Consider the following 23,705-nt stretch of genomic DNA (forward strand, 5'->3'; position numbering starts at 1 on the left):
CATAATCGAAAGTTCTTTTATTGGAAGGCAGCATTTCACAAATTATGTATTATCTTATTTAGAATAAGAAAAGTTGAAATGCCCAAAAATATTTCAAATATGGGAATATTACTGAATGCCTATGTAGCATTGAATTATTGAAACTAAAATAAAATTTAGTGGGAAAATAGTGGGCAAAATTTAAAATACAAAAATCATGAAGCATTATCTAAAAAATGAAAAACTTATAAAATAAAAAGTCACTAAAAATTCTTAGTGACTTTATATTTTTTATATTAAATAAATTGAGTAACTACAATATAAATAATAGCTGAAAGTCAGTAAAAATGACAGAACTCTAATCTAAAGACTTTTTATTTAATATTTTGAAGACACCTATAAAATTAAATAGTGCTAAACAAAGCAATAAAATAAATAAATTATGGGTACCTTTTTCTAGACTTATTGAATTTGAAACAACGAGACTAGCAACTGAAGTTCCTAAAGATCCTAAAAATTGGTTTGTTGTTTGAAAGAAAGCGTTAGCATTAGTTTTATCTGACAAAGATATTTTATCAAGTGTATTTGTAATTATTGTATTCATAGGAAAGTTTCTACCAACTGTAAATCCTATATAGAGGAACATGATAGTTAGAAAAGATAACTGACCTGTATTTATAGATAAAAATGATAAAGAGATGACTAGTAATACATTACCAAAGATTATCCCAAGCTTAGGTCCTTTAGCATCATATAATTTTCCTACTTTAGGATTAAAAAGAGCTCCAATTAATGTACCCGGTAACATTGAAAAACCAGCTAATAAACTACCAGTTCCTTTTGAATTCTCTAAAAATATTGGAATAATAAAATTAACAGCTAGATTTGAAAATTGATAAATCCCAAAAAATAACAAAGAAAAACTGAAAAAAGAATTTGAAAATATTCTAATATTTAGAAAAGTTTTTGAGGAAGTAAGGCTTCGCCATATATACATACCTAAAGCGAGTAAGAAAACAATCAATAGAACTATATTAATATTACCTTTAGCTATACTATTTATTCCTAGAATAAAGCTAGTCAAAGTTGTTGATAACAGGATAAATGCTACTAGATCTAATTTTACTATGTTCTTAATACGTATAGAATTACTAAGATTTCGATTACCTATGAATAAAGCAATAATTGGTAGAGTGAGTAATCCGATAAAAATCCATCGCCAACCTGCAGTACTTACTAATAAGCCTCCGTAAGATGGTCCAATTGATGGAGCTATTGAAATAATTAAACTTCCAATACCCATCCATAATCCAATAACTTTGTGAGGAATACGCTCCAAAATTACATTAAACAAAAGAGGAGTTCCTATACCAGTAGAAATACCTTGAAAAAGTCTACCTAAAAGTAGCATTGGAAAGTTGATACTAAAAATACATATAATGCTACCTAGTAAGAAACTTCCTAAAGCCATAAAAAAAAGTTGTCTTTCTAAAAATTTCTGTTTTAGAAAAGCACTTAAAGTCATAACAATTGCCACATCTAGCAAATAAAAGCTAGTGAGTCCCTGTACAGTATTTAAACTGACATTAAAAAACTTCATTAAACTGGGGAAAGCGACATTCATACTTGTCTCTGAAATTATACCCGAAAAACTTATAAATCCAATGGATATTATTCCTAAAGCAGTTCTTTTATCCACTGTATTATCTATATTATTATCAACCACCTTTTCTACCTTCCATATCTAATTATATTTTTTCATTTAGATAAAAATCAAAGCTTAGCTTCAGAAATAATTTGTTCATGCAATTTTATATTTTCTAATCTACTCTTATCTTGGGAAAGTATCAGAAAAATTAATTCAATCAGATACATTGCTGAGAGTCTAGAGAAATAGTAGTCATTATGGAAGAAATAATCTCTACTGAAACTTGTTAGATGGAAATTAGAAAGTCGTGCAATAGGAGAATCAGGATGATTAGTTATTGAAATGGTAGGAATTTTTTTTTCTTTTGCAATATTAATTAATTTAATCAAAGACTTTGATTCGCCAGAGTTTGAAATGACTATTAATAAATCTTCTTTTCGCATATTTAAAGTAAAAGCTGTTTGTACTTGCCAATCATCAAATACAACAGATGTAATACCTAGTTGATTAAATCGATAACTTGCATCTTGAGCTACAGGAATAGTATTCCCAGATGCAACAAAATGAGTGAGTTTAACATTAGTTATAAGTTTAATGATGTTTTGTAGATTATCTATATCCAAATTGTCAGTTGCAGCAATGAGTTCAGTAGTTTTTATTTTGCTAATATTCTTAATTAATTCATTTAGTGACGTGTTTTTATTTACTTCTATATTTTCGTTGTCTTGTATTCTAGCTAGCTCAATTTTTAATTGATGAAAACCAGTCAAATTTAATTTTTTACAAAACCTTGAAATACTTGCTTCACTTACATTAGAGTTTCTGGCTAGCAATGCAATAGGCATATCAATAACTTTTTTAGGATTTTTCAGAATAAATTCAGCTATTTTTTTTTCACTTTCAAAGAAATTTTGAAAATTAACTTGTATTTGATCGAGTATATTCATTATCTATCCTTTTTTATTTTTTTAATATAAATATTAACCTTTATATATATTATTATAGCACAGATAAGATAAAACACAAAATTTAATTTCTTTTAAAAAAATTGCGTAAAATAAAATTTCGTGATATAGTTAATGTGTAAATGAATTTCACGGAGGTGCATCATAACGAAAGAAAATATCGCGAACTTTGCAATAAATCTTATAAAAGATGGGCAAACTATAGGTTTGGGTGGAGGAAGAAACGTATCATTAATTGTGAAGAGTTTAGAAAAAAGTTCTCTTAAGCATATTAGAATTGTGACAGTATCTAACGAAACAAAGACTCTGTGTGAACAAATGGGTCTTAATTTAGTTGAATTTGAAGAAGTAGATCAAGTCGATTGGACTTTTGATGGCTGTGATTGGATTAATAGAAAGTTTCAAGCGTTGAAAACAAGAGGAGGGATACAAACTGAAGAGAAAATGTTGGCTCAAGTCTCTAAACATTATGTTTTACTTGTAACAAAAGATAAACTATATGATCCTAAAAAAACAGAATTACCGATTTGTTGTGAAATCTTGCCAAATTCAATGAAAGTAATTAGAAAAAAATTATTAAATTATAATGCTGATTTTAATTTAAGGATTTCAAATAATATGCCAATAAAAACAAGACATGGAAATTATTTAATTGATGTTCAATGGAAAAATAGTGATATTCCAGAATATATAAGTATAGTCTTAGACTCATTAGCTGGGATAGTTTCTCATAGTTTTTTTTTGAATGAAATTACAGAAGTTCTATACAATGATGATAACGTAAAGCACATACATAAAAATAGAGAGAGAGAAGAAGAAGAATGGGAAAATATAATTGGGGAATTGTAGGTACAGGATGGATTGCTGGAGAGATGGCACAAACTCTAAGTGATAAACATGGAGAAATTTATTCGATAACGAGTACAAATTCAAAAGAGTTAAAAGAATTTATGAAAAAATACCCAGTTAAAAAAATATATTACTCTTTAGATGAATTATTAAATGATAAAGAAGTAGATATTATTTATATAGCTACACCTCATCATGTACATTCAGAAATAATTCAAAAGTCACTTGAGGCAGGGAAAAATGTTATTTCGGAAAAAGCTATCACAGTTAACAATGAAGAGTTAGAAGAACTAATCCAATTGGCTAAGGACAATGAATTAGTGCTAATGGAAGCAATGACTGTTTTACATATGCCATTATGGAAAACAATAAAAGATGAAGTTGACAAGGGACTTGTTGGAACAGTTAAAATGATTCAAGTTAATTTTGGGAGTCACAAAGAATATGATATCAATAATAGATTTTTTAACCCAGACTTAGCTGGAGGCGCTCTACTTGATATAGGGGGATATGCTATAAGCGTAGCTCGTTTATTTATGTATTCTCAACCCACTGAAATTTTAACTACTGTAAAATATTTTGAAACAGGGGTTGATGAACAATCAGTAATCGTATTAAAAAATAAAGAAGAACAAATGGTCTCTATTACTTTATCAATGCAGGCTAAACAACCTAAAAGAGTTTTAATCACGGGAGATAAAGGATACATCGAAGTATACGACTATCCTCGTGGGACAAAAGCAAAATTTGTAGAGACTGAAACTGGTGACGAGAGAATAATAGAAATTGGTGATTCACTAAAAGCGCTAGCTTATGAAGTTTCGGACATGGAAAAATTAATAGAACAGAAGGAATTTTCTTCTGCCAACAGTTTTACCTTAGAAGTGATGAAATTGATGACAAAAATAAGGGAGAAGTGGGGCTTCATTTATCCTTTTGAAAACAAGTAACAGTATTTCTACTGTTTAATTGACAGAACTTTTTACATGGTTATAGAATGTATGAAACACCTCTTAATTTACTGATAAATTAAAGAATACTTTATGTAAAAAATCCGGCCAAATTTAGCCGGATTTTTAATTAAGAAACTAATATCATATTCACATAGAATAAATGGTCCATCCAAAAAGAGTGAAGATAATAATTATAAGTACAATCAAAATATACTTTCCACTTTTATGGTAAGGATTTATGCTCATACCCTACCAAAGGCTTTTGGAACCCACAGTGGAGCATTCTTATCCCCTTTATAATCTTTATAAACAAATTTCAAGAATTTATAAGAAAGTAAGATTAGAACAGAACTCAGAATTAATAAAATAATTGTTAGAAATTTAGTAACAGGTATGCTGAATCTAAAGATAGATATTGAAATTGCCATAAGGATAATTATAACCAATAGAACGGTGAGTGTTAATGAATATTTTTTGTTTGCTTTCTTTAAATTGATCAGTTCATAATCCTTTTTTACTTGCTTCATAAGATATTCGTCTCCTTTTATAGTATCTAGTGAAAAAACATAATAGTTACTTAGTTTAATTAGGGTTGGAATGTTGGGAAAGTTTTTTCCGTTTTCCCAATTTGACAATGATTGTCTAGTAAGAAATAAATCACCTGCTACATTTTGTTGAGTTTTTCCCACTTTATGCTTTTCACTAACTAAAACTTCAGATAGTTTCATTTATAACCTCCTTATAGCTATAAGTATATATTATCATTCGATATTTTCCTAGAAATTATTTTTTGCAAGCTTGATAGTTATTTGCAAATAATTTTTGCATTCTTATAAATAAAGAATTATAGCCATTTATCCAATGTAATGTTTTTTTAAAATATAAAGTGGAACAAATCGGGAGTTTTATTGTTGGGTATAAAAAGTTTGAGATCGTTTAATATTTGTAAAAAGTATTTAGAGACTAAAAACGGGTATAATTCATTTTAAAAATGAATTATATGAATTTGTAAGGGGTTATACAAGAAATATATTTTGCTATTTATGTTATACTGATTTTGTAAATTCAATAATAAGGGGATCTGGAATGAAAAAAATGAGCAAGTTTTTAATTTTATTGATAATTATTATAAGTATTTTTTTTCTATTGACCATTTTCATAGTTACCAATATTAATTTATCAAATGCTTTATTAGGGTGGTCTGAGTACCAAGCAGTTGAATTTAGAGATAAATTAATTTACTTCTTAAGTCTTGGTTGGTGGTTTATACTTTTTATAATAATTGTTTTTGGATTTGTCATTTCAGTAAAAAATTTTAAAAAGAGATGGTTTATAGGTATATTAATTATAATAATCTCAACTGGGATATGGTACTTAATTGGTGTAAGCACATCTATTTCAACAACTGATCAAAATATTTTTAGGGAAAAAATGTCTTCTTACTCTGCTATGACTAGTCTTTTAAAAAAGAAAGATTTAAGACAAAAAGATATCCAACTGATTAGTTATAGCCTACATTTTCGGAACCCAGTTTTGCAAACAGGGGTATATGCGGTTAGTCGTATTATAAATCCTGTCACAGAATTACAGGATGAGTATTGGTATTATCCTACTAATCCTTTTCTAAAGTGGTCTAAATCGTCAAATAATATTACATTACCAGTAGATGAAACAATTAGTTATAATAAAATTCCTTGGGATTTAATTCCTAAAATGTTGAGTGAATCAAAACAAAGAGTTAATAAACTTCCGGTTTATTATAGGGGAATTTCAATTCTTATATTATCTGAGAGTGGTGGAAGATGGTATTGGACACTGAGTGCTGAAGATATCAGAGGACACACCACATATTCTGATATCTATTCCCTTGAGGGAAAATATATTGAAACAAATACAGCAGCGAGCACTTCAAATAGTAAATGAGTAAATAACATTTTTGTTAGATAGTGATCAAAGATTCACAAAAAATTAGTTGATCTTGCTATTAAAATTCTTGGTTATAAGAACCAATAAATATTGTTAATCATTTAATAAATGATTTAAAAATTGACAGATGTATTTTGTAATGATATAACATGAGAGATTTCAATGTTAATAAATCAGTATGCATGATGTGTGAAGATATTTTAGCAAAAATATGATATCACGAAAAACGAGCCCGACCCATCAAAACAGACATTTTTCACTTTACGTATTTGTTAGAACTTTTTGAATGAGATAATTTTTAGGATTATAAATAGTTGTTTTTTTTTAATTTAATTGAAACAAAAAAGTAACCAAAAGATATATAAAAGCGCTTGCATGCTTTGGCGAGCTGTGTTATAATTGACTCGAATAAAAGTAGGATTGTTACTGATAATGCAGGCGAAACCGAAATAAAATAAGCATTCAACGATATAATTGTTGACTACTTATTTTATTTCGGTTTTTTATTTGAACATTGGCCAATGTCCATGCATTTTATGAAGAAAAGGAGGTTCTGTTTGCTAAAGATGCGCATCTTAAAAGTATTCAATAATAATGCTCTACTTGTCAATGATCGATTTAACAATGAACGATTTGTCATGGGAAAAGGGATTGGCTTCAAAAAGAAACCTGGAGAAATAGTTGATGTAACACAGATTACTAAAGAATTTACATTTCAGAAAAAAAGCTCTAGAGATTCTTTATTAGAGATTTATGAACAACTCCCTTCTGAAGAGATTGATTTAGTTGCTGCTCTCATAAAAGAGGCTGAAGAACAGTTTCATCAAACTTATTTCCTTAGCCTTTATGTTTCATTGGCAGATCATATTCATTATGCTATTAGCCGAACACGTGACGGGATTTCAATTAAAAATCCTTTGGTGTGGGAGGTGAAGAAGTTTTATGCTAAAGAGTATGCACTAAGTAAAAAATATCTAATTAAAATTAATAAAGATATGGGAATATATCTTAATGAAGATGAAGCAGCAGCAATTGCTCTACACTTTGTGAATGCTCGTCAGGAAGACAGCCCCTTCACCGATACTTTTGAGATTACTCAATTTATTGATGATATCCTAAAAATTGTAAGATTATACTATAGCAAGGAATTTGATGAGGAATCACTCTCATTTCAGCGGTTTGTAACGCATTTGCATTACTTAGGTCAACGTATTATAAAAGGAAAACCTTTCAAAGAAATGGAAGATAGTTTTTTATTTGAACAAGTTCAGTTGAAATACCCAGAGGCTAGTAAGTGTGTAGAAAAAATTTTATTTTATCTAAGTGAAAGTAGAAAAACTAACTTAGATATAGATGAAATTGCCTATCTTACTCTTCACGTTCAACGTTTGATTGATAATTAACAAAAATTAAAAAGGAAAGCCAAAACAAAGGAGAAGAAAATGGCTAAAAATTATGATGAACTCGCTCAAGATATTCTTGAGCATGTTGGTGGACGAGATAATGTTAATAGTCTTGTTCATTGTATTACTCGTCTTCGTTTTAGACTTAAAGATGAAAGTAAAGCGGATGATGAATATCTAAAACAACGTGAAGGAGTTGTAACTGTTGTTAAATCAGGTGGACAATACCAGGTTGTTATTGGTAATGAAGTCACTGATGTTTTTGATGCGGTTAGTAAAGTAGGTCATCTAAAGACTAATGAAGCAGTAGATGAGCAGGATGAAGAAGCACCTAAAGGATTTGTTGCTAAATTTATTGATTTAATGTCGAAAATATTTGCTCCTATATTAGGGCCTTTGGCAGCTGCAGGAATGTTAAAGGGGATTGCAGCTATTCTTTCAGTTGCAGGGATGTCGCACTCGGGAACCTATCTTCTTATTCAAGCTGCCGGCGATGGATTATTCCAATTTTTACCCTTTTTCTTGGCATATTCTGCAAGTAAGAAGTTTAAAATGGATAAATTTACTGCAATGGCATTAGCAGCTGCAATGTTGTATCCTAGTCTAGTTAATCCAGTATCTGGACCTGCATTGTATACAATATTTAGCGGAACGATATTTGCAACAAAAATCTATTATACTTTTTTAGGTATCCCAGTGATCGTAATGTCTTATTATTCAACGGTTGTTCCTATTTTGTTTGCAGTTTGGTTTGCTTCTAAAATTGAAAAATGGTTGCGAAATGTTGTCCCAACGACAGTAAAATTATTTGTAGTTCCCTTTGGTACACTATTAATTTCGGTACCTGTCTCTATTTTACTCATTGGTCCAATATTTAGCTGGGCAGCAACCGGTGTAGGTAACCTTCTTATCCTAATTTATAATTTTGCACCATGGTTAGCTGCCGGACTTATAGGTGGATTGTGGCAAATTTTAGTTATATTTGGGCTTCATTGGGGACTTGTTCCTATTGCAATTAATAATGTTGCTACAAAAGGATTTGACCCAATTATTGCCTCTTCTTTTACAGCAAGTTTTGCCCAAATTGGAGCACTACTAGCTGTTATGATTAAAACAAAAGAGAAAAAAGTTAAAGAATTGTCTATCCCAGCTTTTATCTCGGGTATTTTTGGTGTTACCGAACCTTCGATTTATGGTGTCACCTTACCTATGAAAACTCCATTTGCAATTTCTTGTGTAGTAGCTGGTATAACAGCAGCAATTGGAGGTCTATTAAACTTTAAAATCTACGTAATTGGTGGATTGGGTATTTTTGGTTATTTAAGTAATATCAAAGCAGGAGAGGGAGTGAGCAATCTAATAGTAAGTATATGCACAACTTTACTTGCTTTTGTAATGGCGTTTGTTATTACAATGTTCATTAAAATACCAAAACTTTATGAAACAACAACAAAAGTTGAGGAAAACACTATTAATAATTCAAACTCTGCGTCAACTTCATTTGTTTCAAAAGGGATTCGAGAAATCATTGCAAGCCCTCTATCAGGACGTATCATTCCATTATCTGAAACACCAGATCCAGTTTTCAATTCTGGAGCCTTTGGACAAGGAATTGCAATTGAGCCAACTGATGGTAGTATATATGCTCCTGTAAAATCTACCATTCAAGCACTCATGCCAACAAATCATGCGATTGGTTTGATCACTGAAAATGGAACAGAAATACTTATACATATTGGAATGGATACAGTTCAACTTGAAGGAAAAGGATTTACCGTTCATGTTAAACAAGGAGATGTTGTTGAAGCGGGACAAAAGTTGATTGATTTCGATATAGATTATATTAAAAGTCAAAATTTACCATTAATAACTCCAGTTGTTGTGACTAATGAGTTTGAAGATGTTTTTACAACAGAAGAAAAAGAAGTTCAACATGGCGATTACTTGATGACTGTTCTAAAATAAAAGATAACTCTATATTATCTTTTATATAAATTTTGCAGGATGAAAAATAAAAAAATAAAAGGAGAGCTATGACATTTAAACCAGATTTTTTATGGGGAGGGGCTACAGCCGCTAATCAATTTGAAGGGGCATTTTTGGAAGATGGTCGAGGTTGGTCAACTGCTGATACAGCTAAATACTATCCTCATTCTGACAAAACATCGATGGATTCACTGATGGACCCTATGACTACGTCAAAAATTGAGTTTGCAAAAAAAGATTTGGAAGGGATTTATCCAAAGCGTTATGGAATAGATTTCTATCATCATTTTAAAGAAGATATTGCATTATTTGCGGAAATGGGATTTAAAACTTTTCGAATGTCCATTTCATGGTCACGTATTTTTCCGAATGGAGATGAATTAGAGCCCAATGAAACTGGCCTTCAATTTTATGACCAAGTGTTTGATGAGTTGTTAAAATATCATATTGAGCCTTTAGTAACAATGTCTCATTATGAGTTTCCTTTAGGGCTAGCTTTAAAACAAAACGGTTGGGAAAGCCGTGAAACAGTGGCCCATTTTGAAAAATATGCTCGAGTAATTTTAAATCGTTATAAGGATAAAGTGAAGTATTGGCTCACTTTTAATGAAATCAATATCATTGGTATCACGGGTTACTTAAGTGGAGGTTTATTAGCTGATAAAACTCAAAATATGTTACAATCTCAATTTCAAGCTGCGCATCACCAATTTTTAGCTAGTGCATTAGCTGTAAAAGCTTGTCATGAAATTATTCCAGAAGCTAAGATAGGATGTATGTTAGCACGTATGGAAACTTATCCTGAAACTTGCAATCCATTAGACGTTATGGCAACAATTGATTCAGACCATGCGAATCTTTTCTATAGTGATGTTCAGGTGAGAGGCTATTACCCAACCTATATGAAAAAAGTCTTCAAAGATCATCATTTAAAGATTATTAAGGAATCGGGAGACGATCAACTTTTAAAAGAAGGAAAAGTGGACTTTATGTCTTTTAGTTACTATATGAGCTCTATCTCTTCTAGTTCTGAAGAAGGGGAGGTCATTGGCGGTAATTTTACTCAGACCAAGAAGAATCCCTATCTAAAATCGAGCGATTGGGGTTGGCAAATTGATCCCGTCGGACTTCGCATCACTCTCCATAAACTTTACGATCGATATCAAGTACCACTTTTTGTAGTTGAAAATGGATTAGGTGCGCACGATACTCTAGAAGAAGATGGAACGATACATGACAATTATCGTATTGACTATTTAAGAGAGCATATCAAGCAAATGGGTATTGCGATTGATGAAGGGGTTGATTTAATGGGATATACGCCTTGGGGGTGTATTGATTTAGTCAGTGCAAGTACAAGTGAGATGAGCAAACGTTATGGTTTCATTTATGTCGATCAAGATAATGAAGGAGAAGGAAGCTTAAAAAGGTTTAAAAAAGATTCATTTTATTGGTATAAATCAGTAATTCAGTCTAATGGTGAAACCTTGTATAAATAAGTTATAAAATTTTAATTTATCTTTTTTGAATTTTGCCTTTGATATAACTCCTATATAATTATCATTCCATCATAAATGCAGATTTAATACTGATATATTAAAACTTATAAAAGTAACTCATAATTAATATTATGAGTTTTTCTGTTAATTTATTAATTTTACTTTTCAAAAATTTTTTATATAATATTCTGAATTACAGTGGTCTTAAAGTAAAAAAATTAAAATACATGGTTTTGATGTTAGGTGAAATAAAATTAACCAAGCAAAGATAAGTTAGAAACAAGATGAACAACACACATATAAATATATAATCTTATATGAGAAAGTGGTTGACATAATACGCTATATGTGATAATATATTAATAAATAAGGCATGTTACCGCATACAGGGCATTACCGTAATATCAAAGATGAGTTTTTTGATATTACAGTAGTGCTCTTTTTGTATGATTTGGAGAAACTAAAAATATGAGAATTAAAAAAATTTTGAATAATAATGTCGTTCTTGTTTCGGTTGATAATTTTAAAAAAGAACAGATTGTTATGCAGAATGGATTAGGATTTAACAAAAAGGTAGGAGATGAGATACCTGAAGATAGTAATCAGCAGGTATTTGTTCTTTCAGATTCTCTCTATAAGAAATATGAGCATTTGACAAATAATACTGATCCAATAGCTGCACAAATAGCAGAGAAAATCATTTCCTATGCTGAAGAGAAATACCAACTACAATTAAATGAAATGATTCATTTAACCTTGACTGATCATATAGATGGTGTAATTAGTAGATTTTCCAAAGGTATAGTTTTAAGAAATGAGTTAAACTTAGAAATTAGTCGAATATATACTCAAGAATATAAAGTCGGGTTATATGCAATAGACCAATTAAGAGAAGTGATAAAATCAAGTGATTTAGGAGATGAAGCTGCTTTTATAGCCATGCATATACTAAATAATCGCTTAGATCTTGATACCTCTGAGGAACAGATCAGAACTACTTTAGGATTTATTTCAGATATTATTAAAGTTGTAGAAACTTATTTTAATAAAAAATATGATGAAACTTTATTCTCTTACTATAGATTTGTGATGCATTTGAAAGGTTTGGCTAAAAGAATGTATGCCAAAAATTTATTTGAAGAGGATGAAATATTATATAAAGCCTTGGTCGCGGCTTACCCCGAGCCAGCTCGCTGTGCAGAAAAAGTCGCCAAGATGATATTTCTAAAGTATTCACTTAATATATCATCTGAAGAAAAAGCATTTCTGACCTTATATATAGAAAAATTAAATAGGGAATATGAATGATTTCACTTTAAAGAAATGGCCAATCTTAAAAGTGAAAGCACAAATTAAATAACGGAGAAGAATATGAATTACACAGATATCTCAAGAGAAATACTGGAACAAGTTGGTGGTGAGCAGAATGTAAAGTCCTTGATTCACTGCATGACACGATTACGATTTGTTTTAAAAGATGAGTCAATTGTAAATGACTCTAAAGTTGAAAAAATAAACGGGGTGATTGGTACTAATAGACAAAGCGGACAGTATCAAATAATTATTGGAAATAACGTTGTTCCTGTATATAACGCAATAAATAGTATTGCAAAGTTCAACGATAATTCAACTCAAGATAAAGAAAATTTAAAAGGGAAAAAACAAAATCCTGTATCAATTATCATTGAATTCATTTCTGCATGTATGTCACCACTATTTCCAGCACTTATCGGTGCTGGCTTACTAAAAGTTTTGCTTTTGGTTCTCGGACCCAGTGTTTTTAATATTATTTCATCAACTAATGATACTTATATTGTTTTAAACGCACTTGGAGATGCTACTTTTTATTTCTTACCTATACTTGTTGCTGTAACTGCATCACAACGGTTAAAAACAAATCCATATTTAGCCGTATCAGTTGTTTCAATGTTGATTTATCCAGATCTAATCACTCTTTTGGGAGGGAATTCTCCAACACATCTTTTTGGATTTATTCCTATTGTACATGCAAGTTATGCATCATCTTTAGTTCCAGCGCTTCTTGCTGTATTACTTTTAAAATATATTGAAATAGGGGTAGATAAATTAACTCCGGAATGGGCTAAAAACTTTTTAAAACCGTTTCTTATTTTGCTAATAACTGGAATTATTACTCTTGTTGCACTTGCACCTTTAGGTTCTATCATTGGGGTAGGCGTAATGGGAATTCTAGATGCAATTTATAATTTTGCTCCTTGGTTAGCTATGGGTGTATTTGCAGCAGCAATGCCTTTCATTGTTATGACGGGGATGCACTGGGCTTTTGTTCCACTAACATTGCTAGCTCTAGGATCAGGTGGAGTAGGATATGATTTAATGCTACTTCCAGCAATGTTAGCTTCAAATCTAGGACAAGCAGGAGCAACTTTTGGTGTAGCTTTTAAAACTAAGAATAAAGATATGAGAGGGATGGCTTTCCCAGCAGCTATTTCTGCTCTCCTTGCTGGAGTTACAGAACCGGCGCTTTACGGTGTAACTCTAAAATTGAAAAAGCCATTATATGCAGCGTGTATTTCTAGTGGTATAGCAGGGATTGTAGCGGGTTTATTCACTCTTAAAGCATTTGCATTTGCAACTCCAAGTCTTTTGTCTATTCTTCAATTTATATCTCCAAAGGGAACACAAAATTTCGTTATTGCATGTGCTGTTGGTGCCATTTCATTTATCGGTAGCCTAGTTTTATCTTATATTGTTACTGATGGAGATGAGTCAGATCAGAATTTAAACAATCTTATTGAAGATCATTTTACAGTTTATAATCCAATAAAGGGTAGTTCTATAGATTTATCAGAAGTTGATGATGCTACTTTTTCTTCTGGAGTTCTTGGTGAAGGCTATGCTATCAATCCAGAAATAGGAATTGTAAAGGCGCCTTTTACAGGTACTGTAGAGGTATTCCTAGATTCTAATCATGCACTTGGTCTAGTTTCAAATGATGGAATTAACGTTTTAATTCATGTGGGCTTAGACACAGTTAATTTAGGAGGGAAATATTTTTATCCTAAAGTGAAACAGGGAGACAAAGTGGTAATGGGGCAGACAATTTTGGAATTTGATCTTGATTCACTTGTTAAAGAAGGTTATCAAGTTACAACGCCAATTGTGATTACAAATAGTAATGAGTATTCTCAAATCATTATCGAAACCTTAGGAAAAAAAGACTATTTAGAACAAATGATTGCAGTAAAATAAAGGAGAATATCTAATGAAAAAATCAGTATTTCCAGAAAACTTTATGTGGGGTGGTGCAATTGCCGCCAATCAGGCAGAAGGAGCTTGGAATGTCGATGGAAAAGGAATTTCTATCTCAGACATTTGTACAGGGGGAAAGTTCGGACATAGTAAAACAATCACTCCGATAATTGACGAGAATACATTCTATCCTAGTCATGAAGGGATACAACATTATTACAGATTCAAAGAAGATATTAAGCTTTTCCATGAAATGGGATTTAAAACATTTCGCTTTTCAATAAACTGGACTCGTATTTTCCCAAATGGAGATGAATTAGAACCAAATGAAGCGGGGTTGAAACATTATGAAGAAGTCATTGATGAATGCTTGAAGTATGGGATAGAGCCCTTGGTTACAATAAGCCACTATGAGGTTCCTTTTGGTTTAACAAAGAAATGTAATTCTTGGGAAAGTAGGGAAATGATTACTTATTTCTTGAATTATTGTAATGCCATATTTAATAGATACAAAGGCAAAGTAAAGTATTGGTTAACATTCAATGAAATCAATTCTGCTATTGAGCCTATGGGTGCATTATTGAATCAAGGGATATTAAATGATATTGAAAAACCAACGTTATTCATGGATCAACCAGATGAACCGCAACAACGTTTTCAAGGATTGCATCACATGTTTCTTGGTAGTGCATTAGCTGTAAAAATGGCAAAAGAAATTGACCCAAGTTATCAAATTGGGAATATGATGATTTATATGGCGAGTTACCCCCTCACACCTCAACCTGATGATGTAATTGCTAATCAAGAATATAATCGTATAAATAACTATCTTTGTACAGACGTTCAGGTAAAAGGGAGTTATCCGTATTATGCAAAATCTTATTTTAAAAAACATGGAATTTCTATAAAAAGCGAGCCAGGAGATGACGAGATTCTCAGAAATGGAACAGTCGATTTTATTAGTTTTTCATACTACATGTCTACATGTCAAACAAGTGATTCTTCAATTAAAGGGGGGGAGGGTAACATTTTAGGAGGTGTTACTAACCCGTATTTAAATGCGAGTGATTGGGGATGGCAAATAGACCCGAAAGGGCTACGCTATGCTTTAAATGATTTATACGATCGGTATAATCTTCCTTTGATGGTTGTTGAGAATGGACTCGGAGCAAAGGATAAAGTAGAGGATGATGGTGCAATTAATGATGATTATCGAATTGATTATCTCCGCCAACATATTGAACAAATGGAGGAGGCCATCAAGGATGGCGTCAATTTATTAGCTTATACTCCTTGGGGCTGTATTGATTTAGTTTCAGCTTCCACAGGAGAATATTCTAAGAGATATGGTTTCATTTATGTTGATAGGCATGATGATGGTACGGGAGATTTTTCTCGTAAAAAGAAAAAATCCTTTGAATGGTATCAGAAAGTCATTGCTTCTAATGGTGCCATACGATAATTAATGATCATCAAATGTTCAAGCTTAGAGTGAAGAAATCTTTAACTTTAATATTTAAAAAGTGGTGAAATTGATTTATATTGATGTTGTAGATAATGCATAAAAAATAAAAGAAAAAATTAAGATAAAGAAAGGTGTTGCTTTAAGTAATACCTTTCTTTATCTTAATTCACAACTCATTATGTGCTAAAGATTTTTTTATTCTATGGCTAAAAATATTATATGAGGTGGTACTTAGTTTAAAAAGCCTAATATTTCAAACTTGGTAACTGAAGTTACTATAGAAATACTTAATCATCTTATCCTGTTGTTAGATTGCACCACCAATAGACGCAAATTATATATTGATATCATTTTCTGAGTCGTAAAGGCGCCCTTATCACAATGCTAGTCTTGAGTCCTGGAATGGGCATTTAAAAAGAGAGTGATTTTATTAATTTAAGTATAATAAATTTTAAGAATTCTATCGGAGTATTTTCTGATACATTGGAGCCTTTTATAATTCAAAACGAATTCATTAAAGTTTAGGATATATTACACCTAATCAATATAAAAAAATAATAGCTTAAAATAAATATATTAAGATTATATTTTTGGACTCTAAGAAATTGACTTAACGTCAATATTATAAGTAGAGGTGATAATTTATAAATATGAAGCACTAAAAATTTAATATTTAGGATAGTTAAGAATCTATCAAAAAACTAACCAAAAAATTAACCAAGCAATAGGATGTGTGTAAAATTTATAAAATAAAGGGTTACTGCTTAATTATAGGTAACCTTTTTATTTTACAGGTTTTAGAAATTGTACACTTTAGTGATACTAATTTATATTGGAGCTATACTGTAAAACTGGACAGAATAACGTATGTTATAATCTGTTTAATAAACACTAATAGGAAAGTCTTTCTATGGCTAAAATCAAACGTTATGATGATGAGTTCAAAAAAACTCTCGTTGACCTTCAAAGACAACGTAAAAAGAAAAAATATATTGAAAAAGCTAATTACTTAAAATGATTAGGTAACAAATAAGCAAGAAGTAATTTTGGGCAAGTAACCCATTATTAACTAAAGCCTTAAGTCATGTTTCTAAATTGTTTTCAAATAAAATCAGTCGAAAAACGTCTCAAGGGCCTCAACTAAAAGTAATGTTACAATATCTCCGAGAGAGATAGAGAGTGTGTGTTGTGGTGACGGAACTAGACCGTTTAGGAAGAAACAGTAAAGACCTAACACCGATAATGAACGAGATACAATACAAAGGAGCTACCTTGAAAGTTCACAATTTTCCCTCTATTAGAATGGGATTGACGATGAAAATATTCGAAGATTGATCAATAACTTAGTTGTAGAATTCTATAAGTATCAAGTTGAGTCAGAATGAAAAAGAATACGAGTGCGCCAAGCTCAAGGAATCATCCTTGCCAAACGAAAAAGTCGATTTAAAGGTGAATCGAGAAACTATCAAGAATCTCGTCTTCAACTGACTTTTAAACTCTTCTTAGAAGGGGCAACGGATAAGGAAGGGGAAGAACAAGCATAAATCAATCGCAGAACTTTCAAGAGATATCGGTCAAGATATGGCATTTCCGCAAAATATCAAACGAAATAATATAAAAAGAAACGAAGAAAGGGAATGTTCTTCGGCTTTTTTATATCGATTTCAGATTTTAATAGGTGACCCGCAGGCCTAAAATATAACCTCTGACTTTTACACTCTGTTGAGAAATTTTCAATAAAACACCAGTATCTTCTTTTTACTTGTCTAGAGATATGGACAAACAAAAGTAGTGGATTACACAAAAAAATAGTAAAATAAGAACATCAAAAGAGAGCGAATACATGGAGGGTTGAGATGTTTTTAGATACAAGTGAACGACAAGTACTAAGTCTTCTAAATTTTGAAAATTATGTTGTAGCTTCAGTGTTGGCAAAGCAATTGCTTGTATCTGATAAAACAATCAGAAGAATGATATCTAAAATTAATGAGGAATATTTAGCATACTATAATAATGCGTTGATTATTTCCCAATCAGGTAAAGGTTTTAAGCTATCAACAGATTTTAAAGGAAAAAACATTTATAAACATTTAAAGATTAGCGACCAAGAAGAAAATGAATTATATAGGATAACATTAAAAATTTTATTTAGCCATCCTTATAAGAGAAGAGATGATGTTTTAGAAACTGACTATTTATCTGCGAGTGCTAAAATAATCAAATTGAAGAAAATCAAAGAATTATTCAAAAATTATAATCTTATTTTTAAAGCTGAACAACATTATGTTTGGATTAACGGCGAGGAAGATAGTATCAGAAAAGCTATAAATAGTGTCATATTGTTAACAAGTAGCAGGACTACGAATATGAATCTTCAACTCTTCAAAGGGGATAATAACTTTATTAACAGTCAAGTTGAGTTGATCGAAGAGCAAATAAACCAATATTTAAGCTATCCTTATGACTGGACTATTAAGCTTTATCTCTCCATAATTGTAAAGCGGGTCAGGGAAGGAAAGATTTCTTGGAATATACCCAAAATAACGAATATAGAAGAAAAACTTGTGTCCAAAAACAAGGTACTGGCAACCTTGGCGAAACAAATCATGCAAAACTTATCACATTATCTTAATTTTTCGTTTGATAAAATAGAACAACTTTTATTATTCCAAACGCTATATGCTATTAATCTCAATAGACAAGAAAGTCTTAAGGTTGATGATGAGTTAGCGCATGAGATTATCAAACATATAACTCTTCAATTTTTTGACAAATCGGATTTCAAAAATTTGAAGCAAATTGATAGACTTCAAGAGGATATATATCAGCATATTTTACCTATGATTTCTAGATTACGATTAGGATTACACGTCGAAAATAATTTATTAAATGAAATTAAGTTAAAGTATAATCATACCTTTGTAAAACTCTCAACTATAATTGCTTCAATAAATAAAGAACTGGCATTTGAAACAAAAATTGATGAGTCGGAAATTGGATACCTTACTCTCTATTTTGAAAAATTTTATTTAGAAATTACTACTAACAAAAAAGTGTTGTTAGTATGTTCAACTGGTATAGGGACGAGTGAGTTATTAAAAATAAGAATTAAGAAGAAAGTTCCGAACTTAAATATTATTGGGACAATGAGCAACCGGCAGGCTGAAAAAAATAAGGAGTATGTTCAAGGAAACACGGATTTAATACTAACAACAATTGATACTCCTATAAAAGAAATTGGAGATATTCCAATTATAATGATCAGTCCGTTATTAACAGAAAATGATATTCAAAAAATAAACTATATTTTAGAGGATAGTGGTGAGTAATGATGACAGAAATAGATTTGAAAAAAGTAATTCATAAAGATTTGATGATTATTCCATCAAAATCTAAAAATAAAGCAGAAGTTATTAAAGAATTAGGAAGTTTGCTTTCTAGTAATGGCTATGTCAATGATGCTCAAGAATTTATAAATGATGTCTACCTAAGGGAAGCAGAGGGAGTAACAGGTATTGGACAGGGCGTTGCTATTCCGCACGGAAAATCTCCATCTGTGAAAGATACAACAATTGCTATCGCTGTACTAGAAAATGAAATTGAATGGGAGACTTTGGATAGTGAGCCAGTCAAAGTAGTTATTATGTTTGCTGTAAAGGATATAGATGCTACTACAACACATATTTTATTATTGCAACAGGTAGCTCAACTTCTAGCGCATGATGACTTTCTTAAAGAGCTAGTTCAAGTTACCAATGTTGATAACTTATATCAGTTATTGACAAAAAATGATTAATGTGCACATGGCAATTTTGCCAAAAAAATAATTTATATAAAAGGAGACCTACCAATGGTTTTAGTAACAGGAAAAGAATTACTCGATGTCGCAAAAGAACAAAACTTTGCAATTCCAGCATATAATTGCGGTTCCGGCCCTTTATTAAATGCTACACTAAAAGCGTGTGAAGAAGATCAAACGCCATTCATCATTGCCATTCATCCAGATGAGTTGAGCTTTTTGGAAGATAACTTTGTTGCTTCATGTATTGATGCAGCTAACAAAACTAAATTGCCAATTGCGATTCATTTAGATCATGGGGCAAGTTATGAACAAGTGATTCACTCAATTCAACTCGGAATGACATCGGTTATGATTGACAAGTCTTTGGCACCATTTGAAGAAAATATTGCAATTACAAAAAAAGTTGTTGAAGCAGCACATGCTGTGGGAGTTTCAGTAGAGGCCGAGTTAGGAACGATTGGTAACACTGGGAATAACGTTGAGGGTGGGAACCAGGAAGGAATTTATACTGATCCTGCTCAAGCTAAAGAATTTGTTGAACGTACAGGATGTGATTCACTTGCTGTAGGTATTGGTACCTCTCATGGTCTTTATCCGAAAGGGCTACAACCAAAATTGGCCATTGATGTTTTGGAGGAAATTGTCAAAGAAACTGGAATTCCTTTAGTTCTACACGGTGCATCAAATAACTTGGACTCAGAAATTGAAGCGGCTGTTACTCACGGTATTAATAAAGTAAATATTTCTTCTGATATCAAAATAGTTTTTGCTGAAAAATTACGAGAAGAATTAAATGATGGCAATTCCGAAAAAAGAGAACCTAATGTACTTTTCCCAGAACCAATGAAAGAAACTGAAAAAGTAGTCCATCATAAAAATAAATTGTTTGGGGCGGTTGATAAAGCCAAATACTATTTCCAATAATCTATAAAAAATCCCTTTGATGAAACTAATATCAAAGGGAAAATTAAAACCACGCTTAGTAAGCGGTTACTTTTTTAGAAGAAAGAGGTCAATTATGAATATCGTTGGAATTGCAGCTTGTACTGCAGGAATAGCACATACATATATTGCAAAAGAAAAATTAACTCAAGCGGGAGTCGAACACGGACATAAAATTCACATTGAAACCCAAGGTTTAGCCGGAACTCAAGAAAAACTTGATCCTAAAGAAATTTCAGAGGCAGATGTGGTAGTTATTGCTGCAGATATCAAAATTAACGGTCGTGAACGTTTTGAAGGGAAAAAAGTTGTAGAAGTTCCCACAAGTTTAGTGGTAAAGTCTCCTAATAAATTAATTGAGAAATTAGAAGAAATAAACCAAGGAGCTTAATATGAACACTTTAAAAACTATTGGTTTCAAAAAACACTTAATGACAGCTATTTCTTTCTTTCTTCCCGTTGTATGTGCCGCCGGATTTTTACTTGCGATTGGGAATATAATGGGTGGTGAAAGTATCAATGATTTTTCAAAATCGTTTACTTTTGCAGATACAATGTCAACTATGGGAGGATATGGTCTAGGTTTTCTTCCTGTAATTGTGTCAACTGCTATTGCATATTCTATTGCTGATAAACCAGGAATAGCTCCTGGTTTAATTGTCGGTTTTGTTGCACATGGAATCAATACTGGATTCATTGGCGGAATAGCTTCGGGTTTTGCAGTAGGGATAATTACTTTAATTTTCTATCAAAATATAAAAGTACCTAAATGGATGGAAGGGCTTATGCCTACACTTATTGTCCCATTTGTTTCCTCTTTTCTTGGAGGAATGGTCATGTATTTTATCCTAGGTACACCAATCAATTATTTAGTAAAAATTTTAACTGACTATTTAATGAATCTTGACCCCTCACAACTCTTGATTTATGGATTAATCATTGGTATTTTGTCTTCTATTGACTATGGAGGACCCATCAATAAAACGGTATTCGCTGTTGTTTTTACAATGTTTTCGGAAGGTATCTACCCTCCTCTTACTGTTTTAATTGGTGCATCTATGATCACTCCATTTGGGTATGGATTTGCGCTCGTCCTCCAAAAGATATTTAGAAAAAATGTTTTTGATAAACAAGATATAGAGACTTTAAAATCGGCTATTCCCATGGGATTCTGTCAAATTACTGAGGGGTGTTTTCCCATTGTTTTCAAAAATTGGTTGAAAAATATGATTGCAACCGGAATTGGCGGTGGTGTATTTGGAGCACTAGCAATGTTCTGGGAATGTGATAGTCATATTCCTGCCTCAGGTATGTTTGCAGTACCAACTATGACAGGTAATCATGGGTTACTTTTTATCCTTGCCCTTATCATTGGATCATTAGCACAAGCAATAACTTTTATTCTTATAATGAAACCAGTTGATCCAAATGAGATGGTTGAATTTGAAGAGAAAGAAGAAGAGGAAATTGATTTTAAAGACCTCAAAATTTCGTAAGGAGAGCAAAATGGAGTATGAAAAAAAGATAAAAAGCATTTTTAAAGATTCAAACATAGCGTTTACTCAACAAGAAATAGATGGCATTGACTATGCAGATTTTGGATTGAATAATATCACAGAAGAAGGATTGAATCTGATTGTCTACATTAATAATGACCGTTATTGTGCTAAAGAAATGGCTCTGTTAGCAGGGCAAACATGCCCTGAACATAGACATCCTCGTAGAGGCAAAAATCTAAAAATTGAAGGGAAAGAAGAAACCTTCCGTGTTCGTCAAGGACAAGTCTATCTTTACGTAGAAGGAGAAAAAAATGTAGAAAAAATTTCTGCTAGATTGCCAGAAAAGAATAAAGAATGGTATACAGCAATACATGAAATCGTTCTCAACGCAGGAGAACAGTATACGATTTCTCCCAATACACGCCACTGGTTCCAGGCTGGAGAGGAGGGCGCAATTATTTCGGAGTTTTCTTCTCCAAGTGATGATTCATCTGATATTTTTACTAATCCTAACATTAAACGATAATCCTGTTATATATGTATATAAAGTTTAATATTTTCATTTAATTAGAAAGGTAAATGATGGAAGTCTATAGATTAGAGAATTCAAAAGTTATTGTTGAGTTTTTGGATCTAGGGGGGTGTATAACCAAAATTGTAAAAAAAGAGAATGGAACAAACTATGTTTTATCATATTATGATTCTTACCAGTATAAAACAAATCCTTATTTCTTAGGGGCAACAATTGGGAGACTTGCAGGTCGAACATATCCTTCTAGGTATTATGATTACAAAAGAAGAAAGATAGAACTAATTCCTAATGAAGGGCGAGTTCATTTACATGGCGGAAAGGATGGTTTCCATTTAAAAAGCTGGGTAGTCAGTAGAACCGATAGATTTGAGTATACTCTTTCATATTCTGATAAGTACTCTAAACATGAGAAAATGGACTTTCAATTGATTTACAAATTAGAAAATAACAATTTTTTCATAATTTATAAAGGAAAATCAGATCACCCTACTGTATGTAACTTAACAAATCACACATATTTTAATCTAAATTTTGATAAGTCAAGCTCTATTGAGAATCACTTACTGAAAATTGATTCATCTAAAATTCAGTTGATCGATGAAGAATCTATTCCGACAGGATATTATGATGAGATAACATCCCTAAAAAAGAATTCTGGATTCAACTTTAGTACCCTCAAAAAGATCAAGTTAGGATTTGAACTGGGTACCGAATTATCAGAATTCTGTTCAAACGGAGTTGACTTGGCATATGTTTTTGAAAAGGATGACAATATAAATGTACCAAGAATACACTTGATAAGTGACAATAAGGAAAATGAGTTAAAAATCTATACTAATCAGGAATCTTGTGTAGTTTACACCTTAAATAAGGTATTTTGCCCGTCAATTATAAATGATGGTAATACAATTAAAAAATATGGTGGTATAACATTTGAAATGCAAAGAAAACCTAATTTTATAAATGAAGACCCTGAGTATTTAAGAAAAGACTACCATTCATTTATAAAATATGAAATACTTTAGA

At 31.4% G+C, this 23,705-nt stretch carries 19 protein-coding genes and 2 pseudogenes; 18 read left to right on the forward strand and 3 right to left on the reverse strand.

Going from position 1 to position 23,705, the window contains the following annotated elements:
• Nucleotides 1-337: 337 nt before the first annotated feature.
• Nucleotides 338-1,705 carry an MFS transporter gene (locus ACRYLU_RS03410; protein WP_052053832.1) on the reverse strand — a complete coding sequence of 456 codons (1,368 nt, stop codon included), beginning with the start codon at nt 1,703-1,705 and terminating at the stop codon, nt 338-340.
• A gap of 47 nt (nt 1,706-1,752) precedes the next feature.
• Nucleotides 1,753-2,574, reverse strand: coding sequence for a MurR/RpiR family transcriptional regulator (locus tag ACRYLU_RS03415; protein ID WP_445081216.1), 822 nt, complete (start codon nt 2,572-2,574; stop codon nt 1,753-1,755).
• A gap of 177 nt (nt 2,575-2,751) precedes the next feature.
• Here ACRYLU_RS03415 and rpiA point away from each other — a divergent pair, with 177 nt between their 5' ends.
• Both rpiA and ACRYLU_RS03425 read left to right on the forward strand, forming a co-directional pair.
• Nucleotides 2,752-3,441 (forward strand): ribose 5-phosphate isomerase A, encoded by a 690-nt coding sequence (gene rpiA / locus ACRYLU_RS03420; RefSeq protein ID WP_445081370.1) that lies wholly within the window; start codon nt 2,752-2,754, stop codon nt 3,439-3,441.
• Nucleotides 3,414-4,391, forward strand: a complete 978-nt coding sequence (locus tag ACRYLU_RS03425; protein ID WP_445081217.1) for a Gfo/Idh/MocA family protein — start codon at nt 3,414-3,416, stop codon at nt 4,389-4,391. The genes rpiA and ACRYLU_RS03425 overlap by 28 nt, the downstream gene beginning before the upstream one ends.
• Before the next feature lie 245 nt (nt 4,392-4,636).
• Here ACRYLU_RS03425 and ACRYLU_RS03430 read toward each other — a convergent pair whose 3' ends face one another.
• Nucleotides 4,637-5,122 (reverse strand): helix-turn-helix transcriptional regulator, encoded by a 486-nt coding sequence (locus ACRYLU_RS03430; protein ID WP_445081218.1) that lies wholly within the window; start codon nt 5,120-5,122, stop codon nt 4,637-4,639.
• Between the two features lie 358 nt (nt 5,123-5,480).
• Here ACRYLU_RS03430 and ACRYLU_RS03435 point away from each other — a divergent pair, with 358 nt between their 5' ends.
• From ACRYLU_RS03435 to ACRYLU_RS03510, 16 genes and pseudogenes are all read left to right on the forward strand, one after another.
• The gene (locus ACRYLU_RS03435; RefSeq protein WP_445081219.1) at nt 5,481-6,317 is read left to right on the forward strand and encodes a hypothetical protein; all 837 of its coding nucleotides are present in this window, start codon (nt 5,481-5,483) and stop codon (nt 6,315-6,317) included.
• 569 nt (nt 6,318-6,886) lie between these two features.
• A complete protein-coding gene (licT, locus tag ACRYLU_RS03440; RefSeq protein ID WP_038602732.1) occupies nt 6,887-7,723 on the forward strand; it encodes a BglG family transcription antiterminator LicT in 837 nt (278 codons plus the stop codon).
• A gap of 39 nt (nt 7,724-7,762) precedes the next feature.
• Entirely contained in the window at nt 7,763-9,688 is a 1,926-nt protein-coding gene (locus ACRYLU_RS03445) for a beta-glucoside-specific PTS transporter subunit IIABC (RefSeq protein ID WP_445081220.1), read from the forward strand.
• Between the two features lie 68 nt (nt 9,689-9,756).
• Nucleotides 9,757-11,208, forward strand: coding sequence for a glycoside hydrolase family 1 protein (locus tag ACRYLU_RS03450; RefSeq protein WP_038599721.1), 1,452 nt, complete (start codon nt 9,757-9,759; stop codon nt 11,206-11,208).
• Nucleotides 11,209-11,676: 468 nt separating this feature from the next.
• Nucleotides 11,677-12,516: a PRD domain-containing protein gene (locus tag ACRYLU_RS03455; RefSeq protein WP_012897376.1), complete on the forward strand. Its 840-nt coding sequence runs from the start codon at nt 11,677-11,679 to the stop codon at nt 12,514-12,516.
• A 63-nt stretch (nt 12,517-12,579) separates the two neighbouring features.
• Complete coding sequence (locus ACRYLU_RS03460; protein WP_445081221.1) at nt 12,580-14,439, forward strand: beta-glucoside-specific PTS transporter subunit IIABC; 1,860 nt, start codon at nt 12,580-12,582, stop codon at nt 14,437-14,439.
• Between the two features lie 13 nt (nt 14,440-14,452).
• Nucleotides 14,453-15,901, forward strand: coding sequence for a glycoside hydrolase family 1 protein (locus ACRYLU_RS03465; protein WP_445081222.1), 1,449 nt, complete (start codon nt 14,453-14,455; stop codon nt 15,899-15,901).
• A 374-nt stretch (nt 15,902-16,275) separates the two neighbouring features.
• A pseudogene (locus ACRYLU_RS03470) lies at nt 16,276-16,422 on the forward strand (IS3 family transposase); the annotation flags it as partial.
• A 553-nt stretch (nt 16,423-16,975) separates the two neighbouring features.
• Nucleotides 16,976-17,599 (forward strand): annotated as a pseudogene (locus ACRYLU_RS03475) (recombinase family protein); the annotation flags it as partial.
• Between the two features lie 161 nt (nt 17,600-17,760).
• The gene (locus ACRYLU_RS03480; RefSeq protein WP_445081223.1) at nt 17,761-19,233 is read left to right on the forward strand and encodes a BglG family transcription antiterminator; all 1,473 of its coding nucleotides are present in this window, start codon (nt 17,761-17,763) and stop codon (nt 19,231-19,233) included.
• Complete coding sequence (locus tag ACRYLU_RS03485) at nt 19,233-19,700, forward strand: PTS sugar transporter subunit IIA (protein WP_038599735.1); 468 nt, start codon at nt 19,233-19,235, stop codon at nt 19,698-19,700. The genes ACRYLU_RS03480 and ACRYLU_RS03485 overlap by 1 nt, the downstream gene beginning before the upstream one ends.
• Nucleotides 19,701-19,754: 54 nt before the next feature.
• Entirely contained in the window at nt 19,755-20,630 is an 876-nt protein-coding gene (locus tag ACRYLU_RS03490) for a ketose-bisphosphate aldolase (RefSeq protein WP_038599738.1), read from the forward strand.
• 94 nt (nt 20,631-20,724) lie between these two features.
• Nucleotides 20,725-21,039 (forward strand): PTS fructose transporter subunit IIB, encoded by a 315-nt coding sequence (locus tag ACRYLU_RS03495; RefSeq protein ID WP_038599742.1) that lies wholly within the window; start codon nt 20,725-20,727, stop codon nt 21,037-21,039.
• A 1-nt stretch (nt 21,040) separates the two neighbouring features.
• Nucleotides 21,041-22,144, forward strand: a complete 1,104-nt coding sequence (locus ACRYLU_RS03500; RefSeq protein WP_038599745.1) for a PTS fructose transporter subunit IIC — start codon at nt 21,041-21,043, stop codon at nt 22,142-22,144.
• A gap of 10 nt (nt 22,145-22,154) precedes the next feature.
• Nucleotides 22,155-22,673: a D-lyxose/D-mannose family sugar isomerase gene (locus ACRYLU_RS03505; protein WP_445081224.1), complete on the forward strand. Its 519-nt coding sequence runs from the start codon at nt 22,155-22,157 to the stop codon at nt 22,671-22,673.
• A gap of 53 nt (nt 22,674-22,726) precedes the next feature.
• Nucleotides 22,727-23,704 (forward strand): aldose epimerase family protein, encoded by a 978-nt coding sequence (locus ACRYLU_RS03510; RefSeq protein WP_118263500.1) that lies wholly within the window; start codon nt 22,727-22,729, stop codon nt 23,702-23,704.
• Nucleotide 23,705 lies beyond the last annotated feature (1 nt).

The sequence above is a fragment of the Lactococcus sp. KTH0-1S genome, assembly GCF_052544945.1.